Genomic DNA, 16,975 nt, shown 5'->3' with positions numbered 1-16,975 from the left:
GGTTCAGCGCTCCGGGTCGGTGTGGTCGTCGAGCCAGCGTTCGACTTCGCTGCGCCGGTAGCGCAGGGTGTTGCCGACGCGGATGGCGCGTGGTCCCTTGCCTCGGCTGTGCCAGGCGTAGAGGGTGTTCTTCGGCTTGCCTAGCCAGGCGGCGACGTCATCGATGGTTAGGAGGGGGTCGGGCCGCCACTGGGCGGGAGTCGGGGCGGTCATCACTGATCCGCCGTGTCGGGCGATCCGGGCGGCGGGTATGGCCTGCCGGGATCGGTGGTTGCATTGGGCTGTATGACCCCGTGGGTGGGCTGTGAGTTGGGCGGGCACGGATCGGGTGTCCTTTCAACGTCCCGGCCCGCGTGGGACCGGGTGTCGGTGGCGCTGTCGTTGGGATTGCTGTTCGCTGGGCGCGCCGGGTGTGCACGTCGATCCATCCGGGACGGGGTGAAGGCATCAAGCCGATCAGCGTGCGCATGGACGCTGGCTGATCGGCTCTGGGTGAAGTCGTGCCGGGGTGGCCGCGGGGCGCGGAGGACCACGACGTCTTCGTGCTGGACGAGCCATTGCGGGTCGCCGGTGGCGATGGCGTCACGGGTGTTCTTCTGCTGGAAGAACGAGGCCCGGGGAATGATCACGCTGTCGCGGACGCCGCATATGAGGGCGATGCATTCCTCGACGAGTTCGAGGCCGGCGTTGATGCCGGCGGCGGCGACCATGCCGGGGATGTCGATGAGTTCGCCGTGGCGGCGGTAGGGGCGGGCGGTGACGACGACGTGTCCGCCGGGACGCAGGAGCTGGACGCAGCCGGCGAGGATCGCGGTGAACCCGTCAGCGAGTTCGCCGTGACTGCGGTAGGCGAGGTTGTCCGTGCCGCCGTACCTGTGGTGGATCTTGCGGACCTTGCCGCGCCTCGGGCCGGGGGTGCGGACGTGCCCGTGGGTGGACGGCCCGTACGGCGGTGAGGTGATCACCAAGGAGACTTGCCCGTGCAGGCTCGCCGGCAGCAGGGACGGCAGCGCGGTCGAGTCCCCGTGATAGATCTCGCCCCGGCCCGATGCCCCTGCCTGGAGGGTGTGGCGGATGTTGTCCGCCGCCTTGGCGACCCATTCAGCTTCGTACTCGACCCCGACACCGTGACGGCCGAGGCGCATGGCTTCGATGACGGTGGTACCGATGCCGGCCATGGGGTCGAGCACCACGTCACCGGGGTTGGTGTAGGTGCGGACGGCGTACCGGGGGATGGTCGGCAGCATCTTGCCGGGGTGCGTCAACGACTCCGGGGTGTACCGGCCGCGCCGAAGGTCGCGCGATGCGGTTTGACCGGTGAGCCAGACCGAGCCGAGGTAGCCCTCGGCGAGCAGGGCTGCCAGGTCAGACGCGCTGGGGTGCGGCGGTTCGGAGGCGTGGGGGCCGGCGGTGTGGAACGTCGGACGAGGCTCAGGCACGGGTGTTCTCCTCACCGGTGGCGGTGGTGCCGAACACGAGCAAGTCCCGGAACGCCGGAAGGTGACGGCCAGCGAGCAGGCGCCGGCCGTCGTCAGCCTCGTCGGGGTGTTCCGGGGCGGTGCGTGGCTCGTGCTCGGGCAGCGGGACGAGGACGGCGGGGATGTGCTGGTGGTAGAAGAGTCCGGCGGCGCGGGCGGCGGCGATGACTGTGGCTCGGTGGCTGAACTCGCCCGGCTGCGGCTGCGGGGTGGTGAGTCCGACGAGCAGGAACCCGCCGGGGCGCAGCAGAGGCCGCCAGGCGGTCATCGCTGTGGCCACGTCGTCTGGCGCGAGGCGCTTTGCCCCTCCCGGCAGCGTCGCCAGGATCAGGTCGACGCGCGCACCGGGCCAGCGCGCCACGCGGCGGTTCCGGCGTCCGGGCGCGGGCGGTAGGAGCCGCACGCGCAGACCGTGGCGACCGGTGACCAGCCGGGCCGGTACCCGACGCAGGTAGGCGGTCGCGGCGATGGCGGCGGGGTGCGCGTCGACATCGAGCACCACGTCACCAGCGTCGGTGTAGCGGCGGATGAGGTAGGCGAGGTGGTTCGGGGAGAGCCCGTGCCAGTCCGGCACTCCCGGACGGGGCGTGCGCGGGACGCGGGTGCGGGGAAGGAGCAGCCCGACTGGTACCGGCTGAGGCCGGTCACCGGGGGCGGTGGAGCTGGGCTTCGGCATGGGCGTGTGGGCCACGTCCGCCGACAAGCGCTGACACTAGGGGATTACAAATCCGGGCCTCGGATTGGAAGCCGCGCCCAGTGCCGATCCGGGTGCGTCGCTCGACGCCGCCCGGTTGAACAAGATCCTCAACGGGTTGAACACGCAGGTCACAGCCGTCGAGACACCGGGCTGTCGACATCACGCGAGCCACGCGGATTGCCGACGTATCGGTGACCGGTTGAACAAGATCCTCGCTGGTTTGAACAAGATCGTCATCTGCTTGAACACGAGGCGGCCGACCGCATCGGGACCTTGAACAAGATCGCGATGGGGCGTGAGCACGCCCGGCGAGAGTCGCTCGTGGCGTCCTGCTTCATCCCCGTGGGTGGTGCGTGTTCAAGGGTGCCGTTCCGACGTGGTTGCGCCCGGCATGAAGGGTCTTGAACAGCCTGGCGACGGGTTGAACACCCCGGCTCGGGGTGTCCGCCGGCTGACGTCGAGACGCATTGACGAGGGTCGGCGGCGGCTGGGTTGAACACGGGTCGAGGCACCTTGAACAAGATCAGGAGTGTTCATGATCTGTTCAAAGGCCCTGGTGGCGTGGTGGCACAGCGCTGACCGGCACTCCCGCCGGACGGCACACGGTCATCACGAGGGAGCACCACCATGGACCGTCGTACCCCCGCTACCGAGCCAGCCGTCTCCCGGCGCGGTGAGACGCTGCTCAACGACATCGAGTACCGATTCCGGCTGATGGGGCAGGGGTCGAGCCCGCTGTCGGTGGACGGCCGCAGCCTCGGCCACGGCCTGCCCCGCCGTCGCATCGCACTGCCCGAGCTGTCGGCGATCCTCATGCACCCGTCCTGCGGCTACGCCGCCCGGGACGCGGCGTGGCGGCTGCTGGCGCAGCGCGCCCGTACCGGAGACCCGGCGTGGCGTGCCGGCGCGGTCGGCGTCGCGCTGCCGGGCCTGCGGTTCAAGGCGTACCTGCTGGCCAAGCTTTTCACCGGCGACGTGCAGGCCGCCATCGTCGAGCACTTCCTCCGCGCCCTCGGCACGGTCGATGTAGCTAAGCCCGGCGTGGTCGGCAACCTGCTGACCGCCGCGTTCTCCAAGGCCCGCGCCGAGCTGCGCGAGCAGGAGCCGGCCTCGTCCGGGGCGCCGAACCACGCCCCGGGGGCGGTGTTGCCGCCGGCCCCATACGGCCATCCGGATCTCGTTCTCGCCCGCGCGGTCAACGCCGAGGTCATCACCGTCCAGGAGGCGGAGCTGATCGGCGCGACGTACCTGGAAGAGGTCAGTCTCACCGCCTACGCCGAGCGCACCGGCCAGCCCCGCTGGAACCTCTACAAGCGCCGGACGGCTGCCGTCGCCCGGCTGAAGGCCGCGATCGAGTCCGGGGAGCTGTCCGAGCCGTACGCCGACGTGATCAACGAGGCCACCGCGACCCTGGCCCTGGACGTGCCTTCCGTGCGGAAGCGTCTGTAAGCAGCCTGTCTGAGCTGCGGGTTTCCAATCCGAGGCTCGGATTTGTAATCCCCTAGTGCGGGACTCTTCCGCGCAGGTGACCTGTTCCGACCGGACCCGCTGACGGCGCTGACACCCCGCACGGTCCCCGGCCCATCGCCTTCCCGGTGAGGAGGACGGCCGCGCCGGTCGGCACCACAGGTCACCTCACCAAGCGCATCGTCCGGTCCCGCCTTCGTCGCCCACTCGCGCACCCATGCCCCGTTGCGGGCTGCTGAGGCGTGCGCACCGGAGGTGCCCAACCCCATGAACCACGTCCCCTTCCCGTGCCCCGAGGCGGCGGCCGGCCGCCGCCTCGGGGCCGGCAGGCGCGGACGGCCATTCGTCCGCCGCCTGCGTCGATACCGTCCTCGAACCGTCCGCGCCGCGCTGGTCCTCCTCAACACCGCCGCGGTGACCGCAGTCCTCGTCGCCGTGCCACAGATGGCGTACGCGGCCGAGCCCGCCCCGGTGGTGCTGGCCGTCGAGTCGATCCAGCAGGTCGCCAACAACATCCGTACCTGGCTGATCGGCATCCTCGTCGCCGTTGCCACGCTCTTCTTGACCGTCGGCGGGCTGCGCTACATGGCCGCGAATGGCGACCCCGGCGAGGTGGAGAAGGCCAAGCTCGCGCTGCGGTCCGCCGCGATCGGCTACGCCCTCGCGCTGCTCGCGCCGCTGTTCGTGACCATCGTCGGCGCCTGGGTGGCCTGATGACTGCCCTCGCGATCCGAATCCGCCGCCCGGTCCGACCGGTGGCGTTGCTGCTGCTCGGCCTGGTGATCCTCGCCGGCCTTGCCCTGACCTGGGCCGGGCCGGCGCACGCCGAGCCGAGCCCGGCACCCGGCCCGCGCGCTACCGCACCCGGTACGCCGCCAACGCCCGGCGTGCCTGACCCTGGCGTCCGCCCGCCGGGAGTGGACCCGCCTCCCTCCGCGCCGGCCACGCCGGCACCCACGCCCGGCCCGGCCCCGACTCCCGGCCAGCCATCCGTTGACGATGATCCGCCCTGGTACGACATCGGGGGCCAGATCCGCAAGGCCGTGGTCGACCTGGTCGTCTGGGCCGCCGAGCAGGCTCTTCAGCCGGTGATGGAAGCCCTCGGCGCGTCGTGGCTGTCCACCCCCGACCTCACCGACAACGAGCACGTCAAGGCAATCTGGACGACCAGTCTGATCACGGCCAATGGCGTCTTCGTGCTGTTCATCGTCGCCAACGGTTTCCTCATCACGACCAGGGAGACCCTGCAGAGCCAGCATGGGCTCAAGCAGGTGCTGCCCCGGATCGCGCTGGGCGCGGTGCTGGCTAACGGCAGTCTGCTCATCGGTCAGCAGGCCATCGTGCTTACCAACGCGCTCACCGTGGCCATCGCCGGGAACACGGTGGACGGCCCGGCCGCGGCCGCAGCCATTGGGCAGATCGCGGACAACGCCCTGCAGGGCAAGGGCTTCCTGATGGTGGTCCTGGCCGTCGCCGTGGTCGTGATGTGCCTGCTTGTGGAGTTCACTTTCATCCTGCGGCTGGCCGCGCTGGTCATCCTCGTCGGCGTGGCGCCAGCGGCATTGATCTGCCATGCCAGCCCGCTCACCGAAGGCATCGCCCATACCTGGTGGCGTGCCTTCGCCGCCTGCCTTGGCTTGCAGATCGGTCAGGCGATCGTCGTCATGGCCACGGTGAAGGTCTTCCTGACCCCCGCCGGGCCGACCGTGCTGGGCGTGCCCTCGACCGCAGACGGGCTCCTCGGCGTCCTGGTCTGCCTGACGATGCTCTGGCTGCTGATCAAACTGCCGGGCTGGATGCGGCAGTTCGTCCTCGGCCCGCTCGGACAGCGCAACGGCAGGGGACTGCTCGGCCAGCTCATGCACGCCTACCTGACCATCAAGACGCTCGGCGCGGCGGCCGGCATCCTGGGCGGCGCGAGCGCGGCCCGGACCGCCGGACGGACGGCACCTCGTCCGCCCGGTCCCCGTCCAGCGTCGGGCGGCCCCCGTCCGCCCCGTCCACCTCGTCCGCCCCGTCTCGGGCCGACTCCCGTCCCGCCGTCCCCGCCGGGACCGGCGGCCTTCAGCCACGCCCCGGTCACCCATACGCCGCTGTCCGCGCCGTCCGGGACGAACGCCGCCCCTACCTTCAGCCACCCGGCGGCCCCGTCCACTCCACCGCCAGCGCCGTCCGGTGGTGTCCCGGCCGCGCAGTTCTCTCACCCGTTCGCGCCTCAGCCGAGTCCACCGGCCCCGGCCGCACCGCCCGCCCGAGTCGCCTTCAGCGATGCCACGGCCACGACACCGAGAGCGACACCCAGTGGCGCGGCACCGGCGGTGGCGTTCTCCGCCGCACCAGCGCCACAGAGCGCGCCGCGCCGGCCACCTGCCCCGGTCACGCCGGTGTTCTCCACAGCTCCGGCCGCACCGGGAGCCGGCGGGTCACGACGAGCCTCGACCCCCGGGACACGGCCTACGGCGGCGCGGCGCGCCACCCCGAGTGGGCAACCCGCCGCCAACCCGAGCACCCCGTCCGCCGCCCGGCGAGCACCAGCCGCCAGCGCACCCCGGCCTCGTCCACCGGCCTCGTCCGTCCCGCCGTCCACGGACGGTCGGCGATCAGTGGCCCCGACCCCGCCGCCGCGCCCGTCCCCGTCCCCGGCGGCTGGTGCGACCCCGGCGGGTCCGACCGCCGTCCGTACCGGGCCGTCCCCGTCCCCGCCGTCCCCACCGCCGGCTCGATCGTCCGGTCCGGTGCCGCGCTCGTCATCGAAACCGAGGGGTGATCAGGGGTGAGCCGCCACAGCGACGAGGCTCCGATGCGGGCTCGGGTTCCCGCAGACATCGAGCGGCCGGACAGGCTCGCGTTCGGCATGTCGGGACGGCAGTTGGTGATCCTGGCCGTGACGGGTCTGCTGCTCTACGCGGTGTGGACGGCGGTGGCGACTCTCGTGCATCCGCTGGTGTTCCTCGCGGGTGCGATGCCGGTTGCCGCTGGGGCGTTCCTGCTCGCGGTCGGCCGCCGGGACGGCATCGGTCTCGACGCCTGGGTCCTCGCGGCGCTGCGGCACCGCCGCAGTCCGCGTCGGCTCGTGCCGGCCGACGGGCCGGTCATCCCGGCTCCGGCGTGGGTTGTCACCACCGCTGGTCCGGGTGAACGGCTACCGCTGCCCGCACCGCTGCGGCTGCCCGCGAGGGGCATTACCGGCGAGGGGCTGGTCGATCTCGGTTCGGACGGCACGACGGGCCTGGTCGCCGCCTCGACGGTGGCATTCGGGCTGCGGACACCTGGGGAGCAGAACGGCCTGGTGGCTGGGTTCGCGCGGTGGCTGCACAGCCTCGACGGCCCGGCGCAGATCGTGGTGCGGGCGCAACGGGTCGACCTGACCTACCTCGCCGACCGGTTCCTCGCCGCCGCCCCGGGGCTGGCGCACCCCGCGTTGGAGGAGGCAGCCCGCGCGCACGTGGCGTTCCTCGATGACCTGGCCGGGCAGCGCGAGCTGCTGCACCGGCAGGTCACCGTCGCCGTGCGCAGCCGACGCGGCCCGCACCACGCCGCGCACCACGCGGCCGAGGCGGTGCGTGCCCTCGCCGGCTGCGAGGTTCCCGCCCGGGTCCTCGATGGGCCGGATGCCACGGTGCGGCTCGCGGCCAGCCTCGACCCCACCGCCCCGGCCCTCACGCCCTACGCCACATCTGCCGGAGGTGACGACCTATGAGCCTGCTCTCTGCACTGCTGCCGACGCGGCGGCGTCCCGCGCCCGAGTCGACCACGATCCTGCCCGGTTCCCCGGACGCCGTAGAGGTCGACGGCCGACACGTCCGGGTCGGGGACGGCTACAGCGCAACCCTCGCCGTCGTCGGCTACCCGGCCGAGGTCGGCCCCGGGTGGGCCGAACCGATTCTGTCCTACCCGGGCCTTGTTGACGCCGCCTTCCACATCGAGCCGGTCCCGCCGGCGGTGGCCTCCGAGCGGCTGCGCAAGCAGCGCGGCCGGTTCGAGTCCTCCCGCCGCCACGACGCGGCCAAGGGCCGCCTCGACGATCCCGAACTCGACGCCGCCGCGGCCGACGCCGCCGAGCTGGCCACGCGTGTCGCCCGAGGCGAGGCCCGACTGTTCCGCCTCGGCTTGTACCTGACCGTCCACGGCACCAGCCCAGACGACCTCGCCGACCGGATAGCGGAGGTGCGGTCCCTGGCCGCCTCGCTGCTGCTCAACACCGCGCCCGTGACGTGGCGGCAGTTGCAGGGCTGGATCAGCGGCCTACCCCTGGCGTTCGACGCGCTCGGGTTGAAGCGGGTCTTCGACACTGACGCCCTCGCCGCGAGCTTTCCGTTCACCAGCCCCGACCTGCCGGACACCGCTGGGGACAGCGGCATGGGGGTGCTGTTCGGGCTCAACCTGCACTCGGCCGGGGTGGTCGTGTGGGACCGGTGGGCGCAGTCCAACTACAACGCCGTCATCCTCGCCCGCTCCGGGGAAGGGAAGTCCTACCTGGCCAAGCTCGACCTGCTGCGCAACCTGTGCCTCGGGGTGGAGGCGTTCGTCATCGACCCCGAAGACGAGTACCTCCGGCTGGCCGACGCGGTCGGCGGCACCGTCATCCGCCTCGGCGCGGCCGGCGTGAAGATCAACCCTCTCGACCTGCCGCCCGGTGACGGCGACGCGCTCAACGACCGGGCACGGTTCCTGCACACGCTCGTGACCGTGATGGGCAGCGGTGACACCGCCGTCAGCGCGCCCCTGCCCGGCGACGAAGCCCGGTCCCTCGATGTTGCCGTGCTCGCGGCGTACCGGGCCAAGGGAATCACCACCGACCCTCGCACCTGGAAGCGACCGGCGCCGCTACTGGCCGACGTGATGGCCGCCCTAGAAGACACTGACGACGCGGGCCGCCGAGTCGCCGCCCGCCTGCACCCCTACGTCGCCGGCAGCATGAAGGGCCTGTTCGACGGGCCGACCACCACCGCCGCGCAGGGGCACCTCGTGGTCTTCGCCATCAAGGACCTACCCGAGCAACTTCACCCGGTCGGCACGCTGCTCACCCTGGACACGATCTGGCTCACCGTACGCGGCGCGACCGCCTCCGGCGCTCGACCGGACGTGCTGCGGATGGTGCTGGTGGACGAGGCGTGGAAACTGCTCTCCGGCGGTCGCGGCGGCGTGTTCCTGGAGACCCTCGCCAAGTCCGCCCGCAAGCACGGCGTCGGTCTGACCGTCGTGACCCAGGACGCCGCCGACGTGCTCGCCACCAAGACCGGCCGCGCCGTCGTCTCCAACGCCGCCACGCAGATCCTTTTGCGGCAAGCGCCGCAGGCGATCGACGCCGTGGCGGACGCGTTCGGACTCACCGACGGCGAGCGGGCGTTCCTGCTGTCCTGCCAGCGCGGAGACGCGCTCCTCGCGGCGGGATCAGCCCGGGTGGCGTTCCACAGCCACGCCTCCGCGACCGAGCACGAGCTGATCGTCACCGGCCCGGTCACCGGCCCACCGGTCCGCCGCCGCTGACCCGGCCCGCGAACCTCTTCCTTCCGCCGATCGGAGTCCCCGATGGTTCCCACCCCTGTCCTGTCCTCACCATCGTCGCCGGAGCCTGCCGGATGTGTTCTTGGTCAGGGCGGCGTGCCCGACTCGGTTGTGGGCGAGGTGCTGTGCGGCTCCTGGGGCGACGACGCCACCGACGCCGTGTGGCACCTCGTCCGCGACCGGTGGCCGCTGCTCCTCGCCGCCGTGGCGGCACTCGTCGCCGTACGGGCCGGGTGGACCCTGTTGCGGCGGCGGATCTGGCGGCGGCACGCCGCCGGAGCGCGATGGCTGCAGATCACCCCGCCCGTGACCGCCACCCCGGCCGCGACGATCGGCCTGTGGCGGCTGCTCGCCACCGCGTTGCCCGCGCCGCGCCGCTGGGCGCTGCGCCCGGCACGGCTCGTCTGGGAAGTCGCCGCCGACCCGGACGGGATGCGCTGCGGACTGTGGCTGCCACCAGGGGTCAACCCGACCGCCGTCGTACGGCTGCTGCAACGCGGCTGGCCCGGCGCACGCGCTGAACAGACCACCCCACCGGCCGTCCGGACGACCGGGGCCGTGGCCGCTCTCGCGGTCTGGCCCACCCAGCCGGAATGGCTGCCCCTGGTTGAGGCCGCCACACCGGTCCCGCGCCGAGGCGTGGACGCGGGCGCCCCCGAGGAGGACCGGCTACGGGCCGTCTACGGTGGCCTTGCCTCGGCCGGACGCACCGGCGGCGCGCTCCTGCAAGTCCACCTCGGCCGGGCACCGGCCCACCGCCTGCGGCTGCTCCGCCGCGCGATGACCAACCCGCAGCGCGCACGCCGAGCCAGGGGAACGGCCCGCGCCGCGAATCTGCTCGCCGATGGGCTAAGAGCGCTGCTCATCGGTGTCCTGGACCTCTTCACCCCCGGCTCGTCAAGCACGAGGCGACGCCCCAGCCCGACCGACCCGTACACGGCCGAGCTGGCCCGGCAGGCGCGGGCGAAGTATGCCGACGCGCCGCATCTGCTCGTCGCCGTCTACGCCATCGCCGCCGGCCCGACCAAGCCGGCCGCCGTCGCCGCCGCCGCTGACGTCAGCTCCGGGTTCGGGCTGCTCTCGGCGCACTTCACCCGCCGCCGGCTCCGTTCCGGCGCGGTCGCGGCGGCTGACCGGTGGGTGCCCGAGGCCCGGATGAGCCTTGTTTCCGTCGCGGAAGCTGCCGCCTTCGCGGGATTGCCCGCCGAGCCGGCCGCCTACGGCCTGCCCGGCGCGGCGTCGCGGCGTCGGGCCGCCACCCGCGAGGTCTTCCGCGCCGCTCCGGCCCCGCGCCGCCGGCCGCTCGCCGATCCACCAGCCGAGTCGGAACAGCGCCACGATCCACCGACCGTTTGGAGCGCACCTTGAACAAGATCAAGACCAAGGCGGCCGGGTCGAACACCCGCGCCGAGGGTCGCAGGCTCAACCTGGTGCCGCTCGATCAGCGGCACGGCCTGGGCGGCAAGGTCATCGGCGTCGCCAACGCCGGGCAGCCAATGCGAGTCGGGATCTCGTTGGCCGATTGCCGGTACCACGTCCACGCGCTCGGGCCGACCGGCACGGGCAAGACGACCGTGCTGATGCGCATGATCCTGGACGACGTCGAAGCGGGTCGCGGCGTCGCCGCTTTTGACCCGGCCAAGGGCGACCTCATCCGCGACCTGCTGGCCCGGCTGCCCAAATCGTGTGGGGACCGGCTGGTCCTCATCGACCCGGACGAGCGGGCCGCGCCACCGGCGATCAACCTGCTCGACCCGAGTGTGCACGGCGGCAGCCCGCACGACGTGGCCGCGAATCTCACGGCGGTGATGGCGAAGGTGTGGTCGCGATGGTGGGGCCACCGCACCGCCGACATCTGCTACCACGGCCTGCTCACCCTCGCCCACCTCGACGGCGCCACCCTCGCCCAGCTACCGCGGCTGCTGTCGGACTCCGCATGGAGGGCCGCCCGGGTCAACGCCGTCACCAGCAGGTTGAACGCGTGGGAGGGCAACACCCTGGGCGAGTTCTGGGAAGGGTTCAACGAGTTGCCCGCCGCGCAGCGCTCCGGCCTCGTGGCCCCGCTGCTGTCCCGGCTACGCCTCGTGCTGGCGCACCCGATGGCGAACAGCCTGTTCGGGGTGCCGGCCACCACGTTCTCCTTCGCTGACATCCTCGACGGCGGCATCATGCTCGCGCGGCTACCCAAGGGCGTCATCGGCGAGGACGGCACCCGCCTGGTCGGCTCGCTGCTCCTCGCGGGGCTGTGGCAGGCCACCACCGCCCGCGCCCGCATCCCCGAGGACGAGCGTCCCGACGCGATGATCGTGTTGGACGAGTGCCATAACTTCCTGCACCTGCCGATCGGGATCGATGACGCGCTTGCCGAGGCCCGCGGCTTGCACACCTCGTTCGTCCTCGCCCATCAGTACCTCGGCCAACTGTCCGGGGACATGGTCGAGGCGATCGACGCCAACGCCCGGAACAAGGTGTACTTCGCCCTGGCCCCTAGCGATGCCATCGATCAGGCCCGGCACCTGCGCCCGTATCTCGATGACGGTGACCTGATTCGCCTCGGTGGCTACGAAGTTGTCCTGCGGCCCGTCGCCAACGGGCGGGTCGTGCCACCGGTTACCGCCGACACCGAGCCTCCACCACCGGCCGTGCCAGGACGAGCCGGCGAGCTGCGCCATGCAGCCCGTGATCGCACCGGCCTCGCGATGAAGGAACGTCACCGGTTGCTTGGCGAGACCGCAACCGCCGTCCCCAAGGCCGAACCTTCGGCACCCGCCGAAGACACGGCGGTGGAACTGGTGGGTCGCAACACCTTCGCTATTCAGGGCGAGGGTTCTAACGAGACCTCTAACGAGCGATCCAACGAGGAACCCAACGACCACGAACAGCCGGGTGAACACGCCCCCTTGAACACGTCATACGCGCACCTGGACGGCGGTGAGGAGGACCCGTGGACCGGAACCGACTGATAAGAGATATCCCTCCTACCCGCACATCTGCCACCGGCAGTCTTCGCCTCACGGCGTCCGTCGTGGCCGCCGAACTCGGCCGACTCACCCCCCGAGACTGGCACCTCCTGGACCTGCTCGACCAGCACCGGACCTTCACCACCGACCAGCTCGTCGACCTGGCCTTCGGCTCGGTCGGTCGTGCCCGCAACCGGCTCAACACCTTGCACAGCAGGGACATCCTCGACCGGTTCCGCCACTACCAGCGGCCCGGGTCGCAATCCTGGCGGTGGACCCTCGGGCCGGTCGGCGCGGCCATCATCGCGGCCGGACGAGACGAGGCGCTGCCCCGCCCGGCCGCCGTGCGCGACGCTACCGCCCGTCTGGCCATGTCCCCGACACTGGCGCACCTGGTGACCGTGAACGGGTTCTTCGTCGCGCTCACGGCTCATGCCCGCGAGCACCCTGGCGCACGGTTGGTGCGGTGGTGGAACGAGGCACGCTGTCGTGAGGCGTGCGGCAACCTGGTATGCCCGGACGGGCACGGTGTGTGGTCTGACAACGGGCGGGCGGTGCCGTTCTGGGTCGAGGCTGACCTCGGTACCGAAACGCTGGGCCGGGTGGTGGGCAAGCTGACCGGCTATGCCGCCCTACCGCCCCGGCGGGCGTACCCGGTGCTGTTCTGGCTACCTACCGCCGCCCGTGAGGCCAACCTGCACGCCCATTTGCGCCGGGTCGGGGTGCCGGACGGGGTGACCGTCGCCACCGCCGCCGCCGACCATGCCGCCGCGTCTGGCGGTCCGGCGGGGCCGGTCTGGCGCATCGTCGGGCATCCCGACCGGGTGAGCTTGGCCGGGCTGCCCGCACCGGGCGGGGACGGTGGCGCGCCGTGGGACGAGTAGCGGTCGGGGTCGCCGGGTTGCTGCTGTTGCTCACGGCCGCTACCGCCGGGGTCGTCTCGTCGGTGTTCGGCGGGGGCGGTGGCGGGGGTAGTTGCGTCGGCGCGGTCACCGCGCCGGGTGCCACCCCGGCGGGGTTGTCGGCTGAGCAGGCCCGTAACGCCGGGGTGATCGTGGCCGTGGGTGAGCGGTTGCGGGTACCGGTGCGCGGGTGGGTGGTCGCGGTTGCCACCGCGCTCCAAGAATCCTCGTTGATCAACCACGGTGACCTCGGCCCGGACAACGATCATGACTCGTTGGGGCTGTTCCAACAGCGGCCGTCGCAAGGATGGGGCACTCCGGAACAGATCATGAACCCCGAATACGCGGCCGGGAAGTTCTACGAGCGTCTCCTCACCGTCCCCGGGTGGGAACGGCTACCGCTCACCGAGGCCGCACAGAAGGTGCAACGGTCGGCGTACCCGGACGCCTACGCCAAACACGAGAAGCGGGCAACCGAGATCGTCGCGGCGTATACCGGCGGAACGCTGCCCGTCTGTGACGGTGCGCCGATCAGTGCCTCCGGGTGGACCCGTCCGGTGGCGGGCACGGCCGGTTCCGGCTTCCGTACCGGCGACCGGCCCGGCCATGACGGGGTCGACATCATGGCGGCGAAAGGCACCGTCATCCGTGCCGCGTCCGGGGGCGTGGTGGTGCGTGTGGGGTGCAACGTCGGGGGCGACTGGTGGGAGCCCACCGGCGGGCCGATGCCGTGCGACAGCGACGGCTACCCCGGGCTCGGTGGGTGCGGCTGGTATACGGAGGTCCGGCACGCGGGCGACATCGTTTCGCGGTACTGCCACATGGTGCGACAGCCGATGGTGCGCATAGGGCAAACGGTGATCGCGGGGCAGCCAATCGGCCACGTCGGCAGCTCCGGAAACTCGTCCGCCCCCCATTTGCACTACGAGATTCACGAAGGCTATACCGCCACCGAGAACAATGCCGTTGACCCGGTTCCTTTCATGCGACAAAAAGGCGTGGCCCTATAAATTCATGAAGTGATTTTCCGCACAATCCAAGATGGTCCCCACGGGCTGCGGTGAGCGCCGCGCGTCCGGTCCGCCGGGCGCGCGGCGTAGTCGTATCAATCCGGAAACCACGACCCCGCAAGACGGGTTGAGCGGTCCCCGCACCGCCGACCCTATGCAGCACCAGGGAGCCGTGCCGAACGTGTCACAGCGTCGGACACGGGGCCGTCAAATGGCGTTTCGGACGGCGGTAGCGGTTCCTGAATCGAGACCGGAAGCGACGCGGTGCGGCCCCTGTAAAGAGTCTTGCGCAACGGGGTTGACAATCGTCGCGTGCAGAGGGTCCATGGACGTGGGCAACAAAAACCGCCCCGGCGAACCGCAAAGAATGCGCACCACGCGCACACGGAATCGCTATTGCCGACCCCTATTGCACGGAGGTTTATTCGCCATGTCCACCAACGCCAACGCCGCGCCGACCACCGCCGCCACCGTCGCCCGGACCCTCGCCAACCACCCCGACGGCATCACCGTCCGCGACCTCGCGGCGGAGGCCGGTGTGGGTCAGTCCACCGCCTCCAAGGCCCTCGCCGCGATGGAGGCCGATGGCACCGCCACCCGCACCCCCGGCCCGACCAACGGCAACCGCAAGAGCGCCGACATCTGGCACCCCGCCATCACCGACGCGACCGACGCGACCGACGAGCCGACTCCGGCCGACGACGTGACCGATGAGGCGACCCCGGGCGACGACGCCACCGACGCGATCCCTGACGCCACCGACGAGGCGACCCCCGCTGACGACGCGAACGGGGACGGCGCGGCGGACGAGTCCGCCCTACCGGAGGCCCCCGTGTCCGGTGCGCCGGTGTCGGGGGTGCCGGTGTCGGGGGTGCCGGTGTCGGGGGTGCCGGTCGCCCCGCGTCAGCCTGACCTGAAGGTGTTGATCATGGCCGGCGTGTTGGGCGGGCACCCAGACGGCATCACCGCCGACAACGCGATCAACGAGAGCGGTCTGTCGGTCGTCATGGGCGACACGATCCTCGCCGCGATGGAGGTTGCCGGGGCCGCGCGTCGCCTGCCGGTTGACGACGACGGTAACGAGTTGTGGGTCATCGGGGACGGCGACCTCGCCACGGTGGACCCGGCGAACGCCCCGACGCACACCACGTGCCCGACGTGCGGGCACACCCGCAAGATCCGCCGCCCCTCGGCCCGGCGCACCACCGGCACCGGCCGCACGACCGGCGAGATCAACAGCGACGGGTCGGTGAAGCTGGCTAAGAACGAGTTGCGGCACCGGGTCGAGGCGTTCATGCGCGACCTCGGCACCGGCCACGACGTGACCCCCGGCACCGTCGCCCGTGAGATCGGCGGACGGAGCCCCGGTGCGGTCCGCAACGCCATGGAAAAGCTCGCCGGGGCCGGTGTGCTGATCCTGACCCGCGAGGCCCCGGAAACGTACGCCCTCGCGGACAACCCGCCCGCCCCGACCGCCGAGGTTCGCGCGTTCCTGGCTGCGCCGGAGACCGACGACACCACCGCCGACGAGGCCGGCACCGACGAGGCCGCCGCCGCGCCGGTAGCGGCCTGACCGACCGCCCCGCCGGGGCCGGGCACCACGCCCGGCCCCGGCACCCGCACGCCCACCCACAAGCGCACGGAAGGAACGGACCATGACCACCCCCCACGGCCACCCCGACCACGACCACGGCCCGACGTTCGCGCCGGGGTCGCTGCGCTGCCCCGAATGCGGGGAACCGGCCCGGCCAGTACCGCCGCGTGACTGGCCCCTCAACGGATTCACCCCGCGTCCGGCCGCGTCCCACCACGACGGCACCCCGCTATGCCCGGTGCCCGGCCCGAACGGCTCACAACCGGCGGACCCGATCGGCATTTCGCCACGCCTGACCATGTGGCAGGCCGTACGGCAATCGTGGCTCGTTCATCCTGATTGGACCGTTGCCGATCACCTCGATTGGCTCGATGGTGAGGGCTACGACACCGGCACCCTGACCGGCGACCCGGCCGAGGTTGTCGGCCGGTGGCTGGCCGATCACCGCCGTACCGCCCCGGTGGCCTCGTCCACCGATGACCCCCGCGTCTATGTGGTCGCCGGGGGCGACATGGTGGCCGTGTTCGACTCGGCGGAAGCGGCTGGCATCATGGCCGTGACGATGACCGGCGCGAACCTCGAACCGGTGACCCGGTGCCTGACCGAGGCGCAATGGGAACGGGCGCACGCCGTGTTGCGGTCACAGCTACCGCACATCACCGTGACCGACGCCCGGCCCACCCGTGCGGCCGGTGCCTCGTGACCGGCCCATCGGCTACCGGTCCGGCCGCCGACCGGCCCGACATCCCGCCCTCGCTGGCCGCGCGTCCCCACGACGCGCGGCGCGGCCTACCCATCCCGCCGGTCAACATCCACCCCGACCCGACCGGCGACGGGTCGCACGTGGACTTCACCACGATCAACACCACCACCTCGACCCGCCTCGCCATCGAGCGCCGGTGCTCGCTGTGCGGTGAGCCGATGGGGTACTGGGTGGCGTTCCTCGGTGGGCCTCGGGCCGCTGAGTTGATGCGCTACGCGGACCCGCCGGGGCATCCCGAGTGCATGAGCGCCGCACTGTCGTTGTGTCCCCATCTGTCGCTCGGGCGGCACCGCCGCGCCCGTGCCGACCGTCCCGGGGCGGGCATCATCCCGCCGGGGTCGTACGGCGACAAACCCGACCGGTACCTGTTGGGCATCACCCGTGACTACCGGACCCGGTTCATTCCCGAACACGGGTTCAGCGTGTACCTACCGGCCCCGTTCAAAACGGTTCACGTGTACCTGTACGGCCCGGACGGGCAGCTGCACCCGGCCACCAACAGCCGGTAGGCCCCGTCCTGCGGGGGTCGTCAGATTCGCCGCAGAAACCTCGATCGACTCCAACCGATCGTCTTGATGCGCCGGCGGAGGTAGGAA

Annotated in this window: 15 protein-coding genes; 12 read left to right on the top strand and 3 right to left on the bottom strand. The window is 71.8% G+C overall.

Annotation, left to right across the window (positions count from 1 at the left end; translation table 11 throughout):
• Positions 1–3: 3 nt before the first annotated feature.
• From AB0C03_RS04970 to AB0C03_RS04960, 3 genes are read right to left on the bottom strand one after another with little or no spacing between them, the layout of a single operon-like run.
• Entirely contained in the window at positions 4–213 is a 210-nt protein-coding gene (locus tag AB0C03_RS04970; RefSeq protein ID WP_357418159.1) for a helix-turn-helix transcriptional regulator, read from the bottom strand.
• Complete coding sequence (locus AB0C03_RS04965) at positions 213–1,439, bottom strand: TRM11 family SAM-dependent methyltransferase (protein WP_435823355.1); 1,227 nt, start codon at positions 1,437–1,439, stop codon at positions 213–215. Before AB0C03_RS04965 ends, AB0C03_RS04970 begins: the two co-directional genes overlap by 1 nt.
• Positions 1,432–2,154, bottom strand: a complete 723-nt coding sequence (locus tag AB0C03_RS04960; RefSeq protein ID WP_357634509.1) for a hypothetical protein — start codon at positions 2,152–2,154, stop codon at positions 1,432–1,434. Before AB0C03_RS04960 ends, AB0C03_RS04965 begins: the two co-directional genes overlap by 8 nt.
• Before the next feature lie 648 nt (positions 2,155–2,802).
• On the opposite strand from AB0C03_RS04960, the gene AB0C03_RS04955 reads away from it, so the two are divergent.
• From AB0C03_RS04955 to AB0C03_RS04900, 12 genes are all read left to right on the top strand, one after another.
• Positions 2,803–3,624, top strand: a complete 822-nt coding sequence (locus tag AB0C03_RS04955) for a hypothetical protein (RefSeq protein WP_357634342.1) — start codon at positions 2,803–2,805, stop codon at positions 3,622–3,624.
• A 285-nt stretch (positions 3,625–3,909) separates the two neighbouring features.
• Positions 3,910–4,356, top strand: coding sequence for a pilin (locus AB0C03_RS04950; protein WP_357634339.1), 447 nt, complete (start codon positions 3,910–3,912; stop codon positions 4,354–4,356).
• The gene (locus AB0C03_RS04945; protein WP_357634337.1) at positions 4,356–6,419 is read left to right on the top strand and encodes a hypothetical protein; all 2,064 of its coding nucleotides are present in this window, start codon (positions 4,356–4,358) and stop codon (positions 6,417–6,419) included. The genes AB0C03_RS04950 and AB0C03_RS04945 overlap by 1 nt, the downstream gene beginning before the upstream one ends.
• Complete coding sequence (locus AB0C03_RS04940) at positions 6,416–7,342, top strand: PrgI family protein (RefSeq protein WP_357634335.1); 927 nt, start codon at positions 6,416–6,418, stop codon at positions 7,340–7,342. The genes AB0C03_RS04945 and AB0C03_RS04940 overlap by 4 nt, the downstream gene beginning before the upstream one ends.
• Complete coding sequence (locus tag AB0C03_RS04935; RefSeq protein ID WP_357634332.1) at positions 7,339–9,132, top strand: VirB4 family type IV secretion system protein; 1,794 nt, start codon at positions 7,339–7,341, stop codon at positions 9,130–9,132. The genes AB0C03_RS04940 and AB0C03_RS04935 overlap by 4 nt, the downstream gene beginning before the upstream one ends.
• 114 nt (positions 9,133–9,246) lie before the next feature.
• A complete protein-coding gene (locus AB0C03_RS04930; protein WP_357634328.1) occupies positions 9,247–10,518 on the top strand; it encodes a hypothetical protein in 1,272 nt (423 codons plus the stop codon).
• A complete protein-coding gene (locus AB0C03_RS04925; protein ID WP_357634325.1) occupies positions 10,515–12,113 on the top strand; it encodes a type IV secretory system conjugative DNA transfer family protein in 1,599 nt (532 codons plus the stop codon). The genes AB0C03_RS04930 and AB0C03_RS04925 overlap by 4 nt, the downstream gene beginning before the upstream one ends.
• A gap of 62 nt (positions 12,114–12,175) precedes the next feature.
• The gene (locus tag AB0C03_RS04920; protein WP_357634322.1) at positions 12,176–12,994 is read left to right on the top strand and encodes a replication-relaxation family protein; all 819 of its coding nucleotides are present in this window, start codon (positions 12,176–12,178) and stop codon (positions 12,992–12,994) included.
• Positions 12,982–14,022, top strand: coding sequence for a M23 family metallopeptidase (locus AB0C03_RS04915; protein WP_357634319.1), 1,041 nt, complete (start codon positions 12,982–12,984; stop codon positions 14,020–14,022). Before AB0C03_RS04920 ends, AB0C03_RS04915 begins: the two co-directional genes overlap by 13 nt.
• A gap of 430 nt (positions 14,023–14,452) precedes the next feature.
• Positions 14,453–15,595, top strand: a complete 1,143-nt coding sequence (locus tag AB0C03_RS04910; protein ID WP_357634316.1) for a MarR family transcriptional regulator — start codon at positions 14,453–14,455, stop codon at positions 15,593–15,595.
• Between the two features lie 82 nt (positions 15,596–15,677).
• Positions 15,678–16,319 carry a hypothetical protein gene (locus AB0C03_RS04905; RefSeq protein ID WP_357634313.1) on the top strand — a complete coding sequence of 214 codons (642 nt, stop codon included), beginning with the start codon at positions 15,678–15,680 and terminating at the stop codon, positions 16,317–16,319.
• Positions 16,316–16,888 carry a hypothetical protein gene (locus AB0C03_RS04900; protein WP_357634310.1) on the top strand — a complete coding sequence of 191 codons (573 nt, stop codon included), beginning with the start codon at positions 16,316–16,318 and terminating at the stop codon, positions 16,886–16,888. The genes AB0C03_RS04905 and AB0C03_RS04900 overlap by 4 nt, the downstream gene beginning before the upstream one ends.
• The last annotated feature ends 87 nt before the right edge of the window (positions 16,889–16,975 follow it).

Source organism: Micromonospora parva (assembly GCF_040649675.1).
In the GTDB taxonomy this organism is placed as follows: domain Bacteria; phylum Actinomycetota; class Actinomycetes; order Mycobacteriales; family Micromonosporaceae; genus Micromonospora; species Micromonospora parva.
This window is presented reverse-complemented; position numbering and strand designations above follow the sequence as displayed.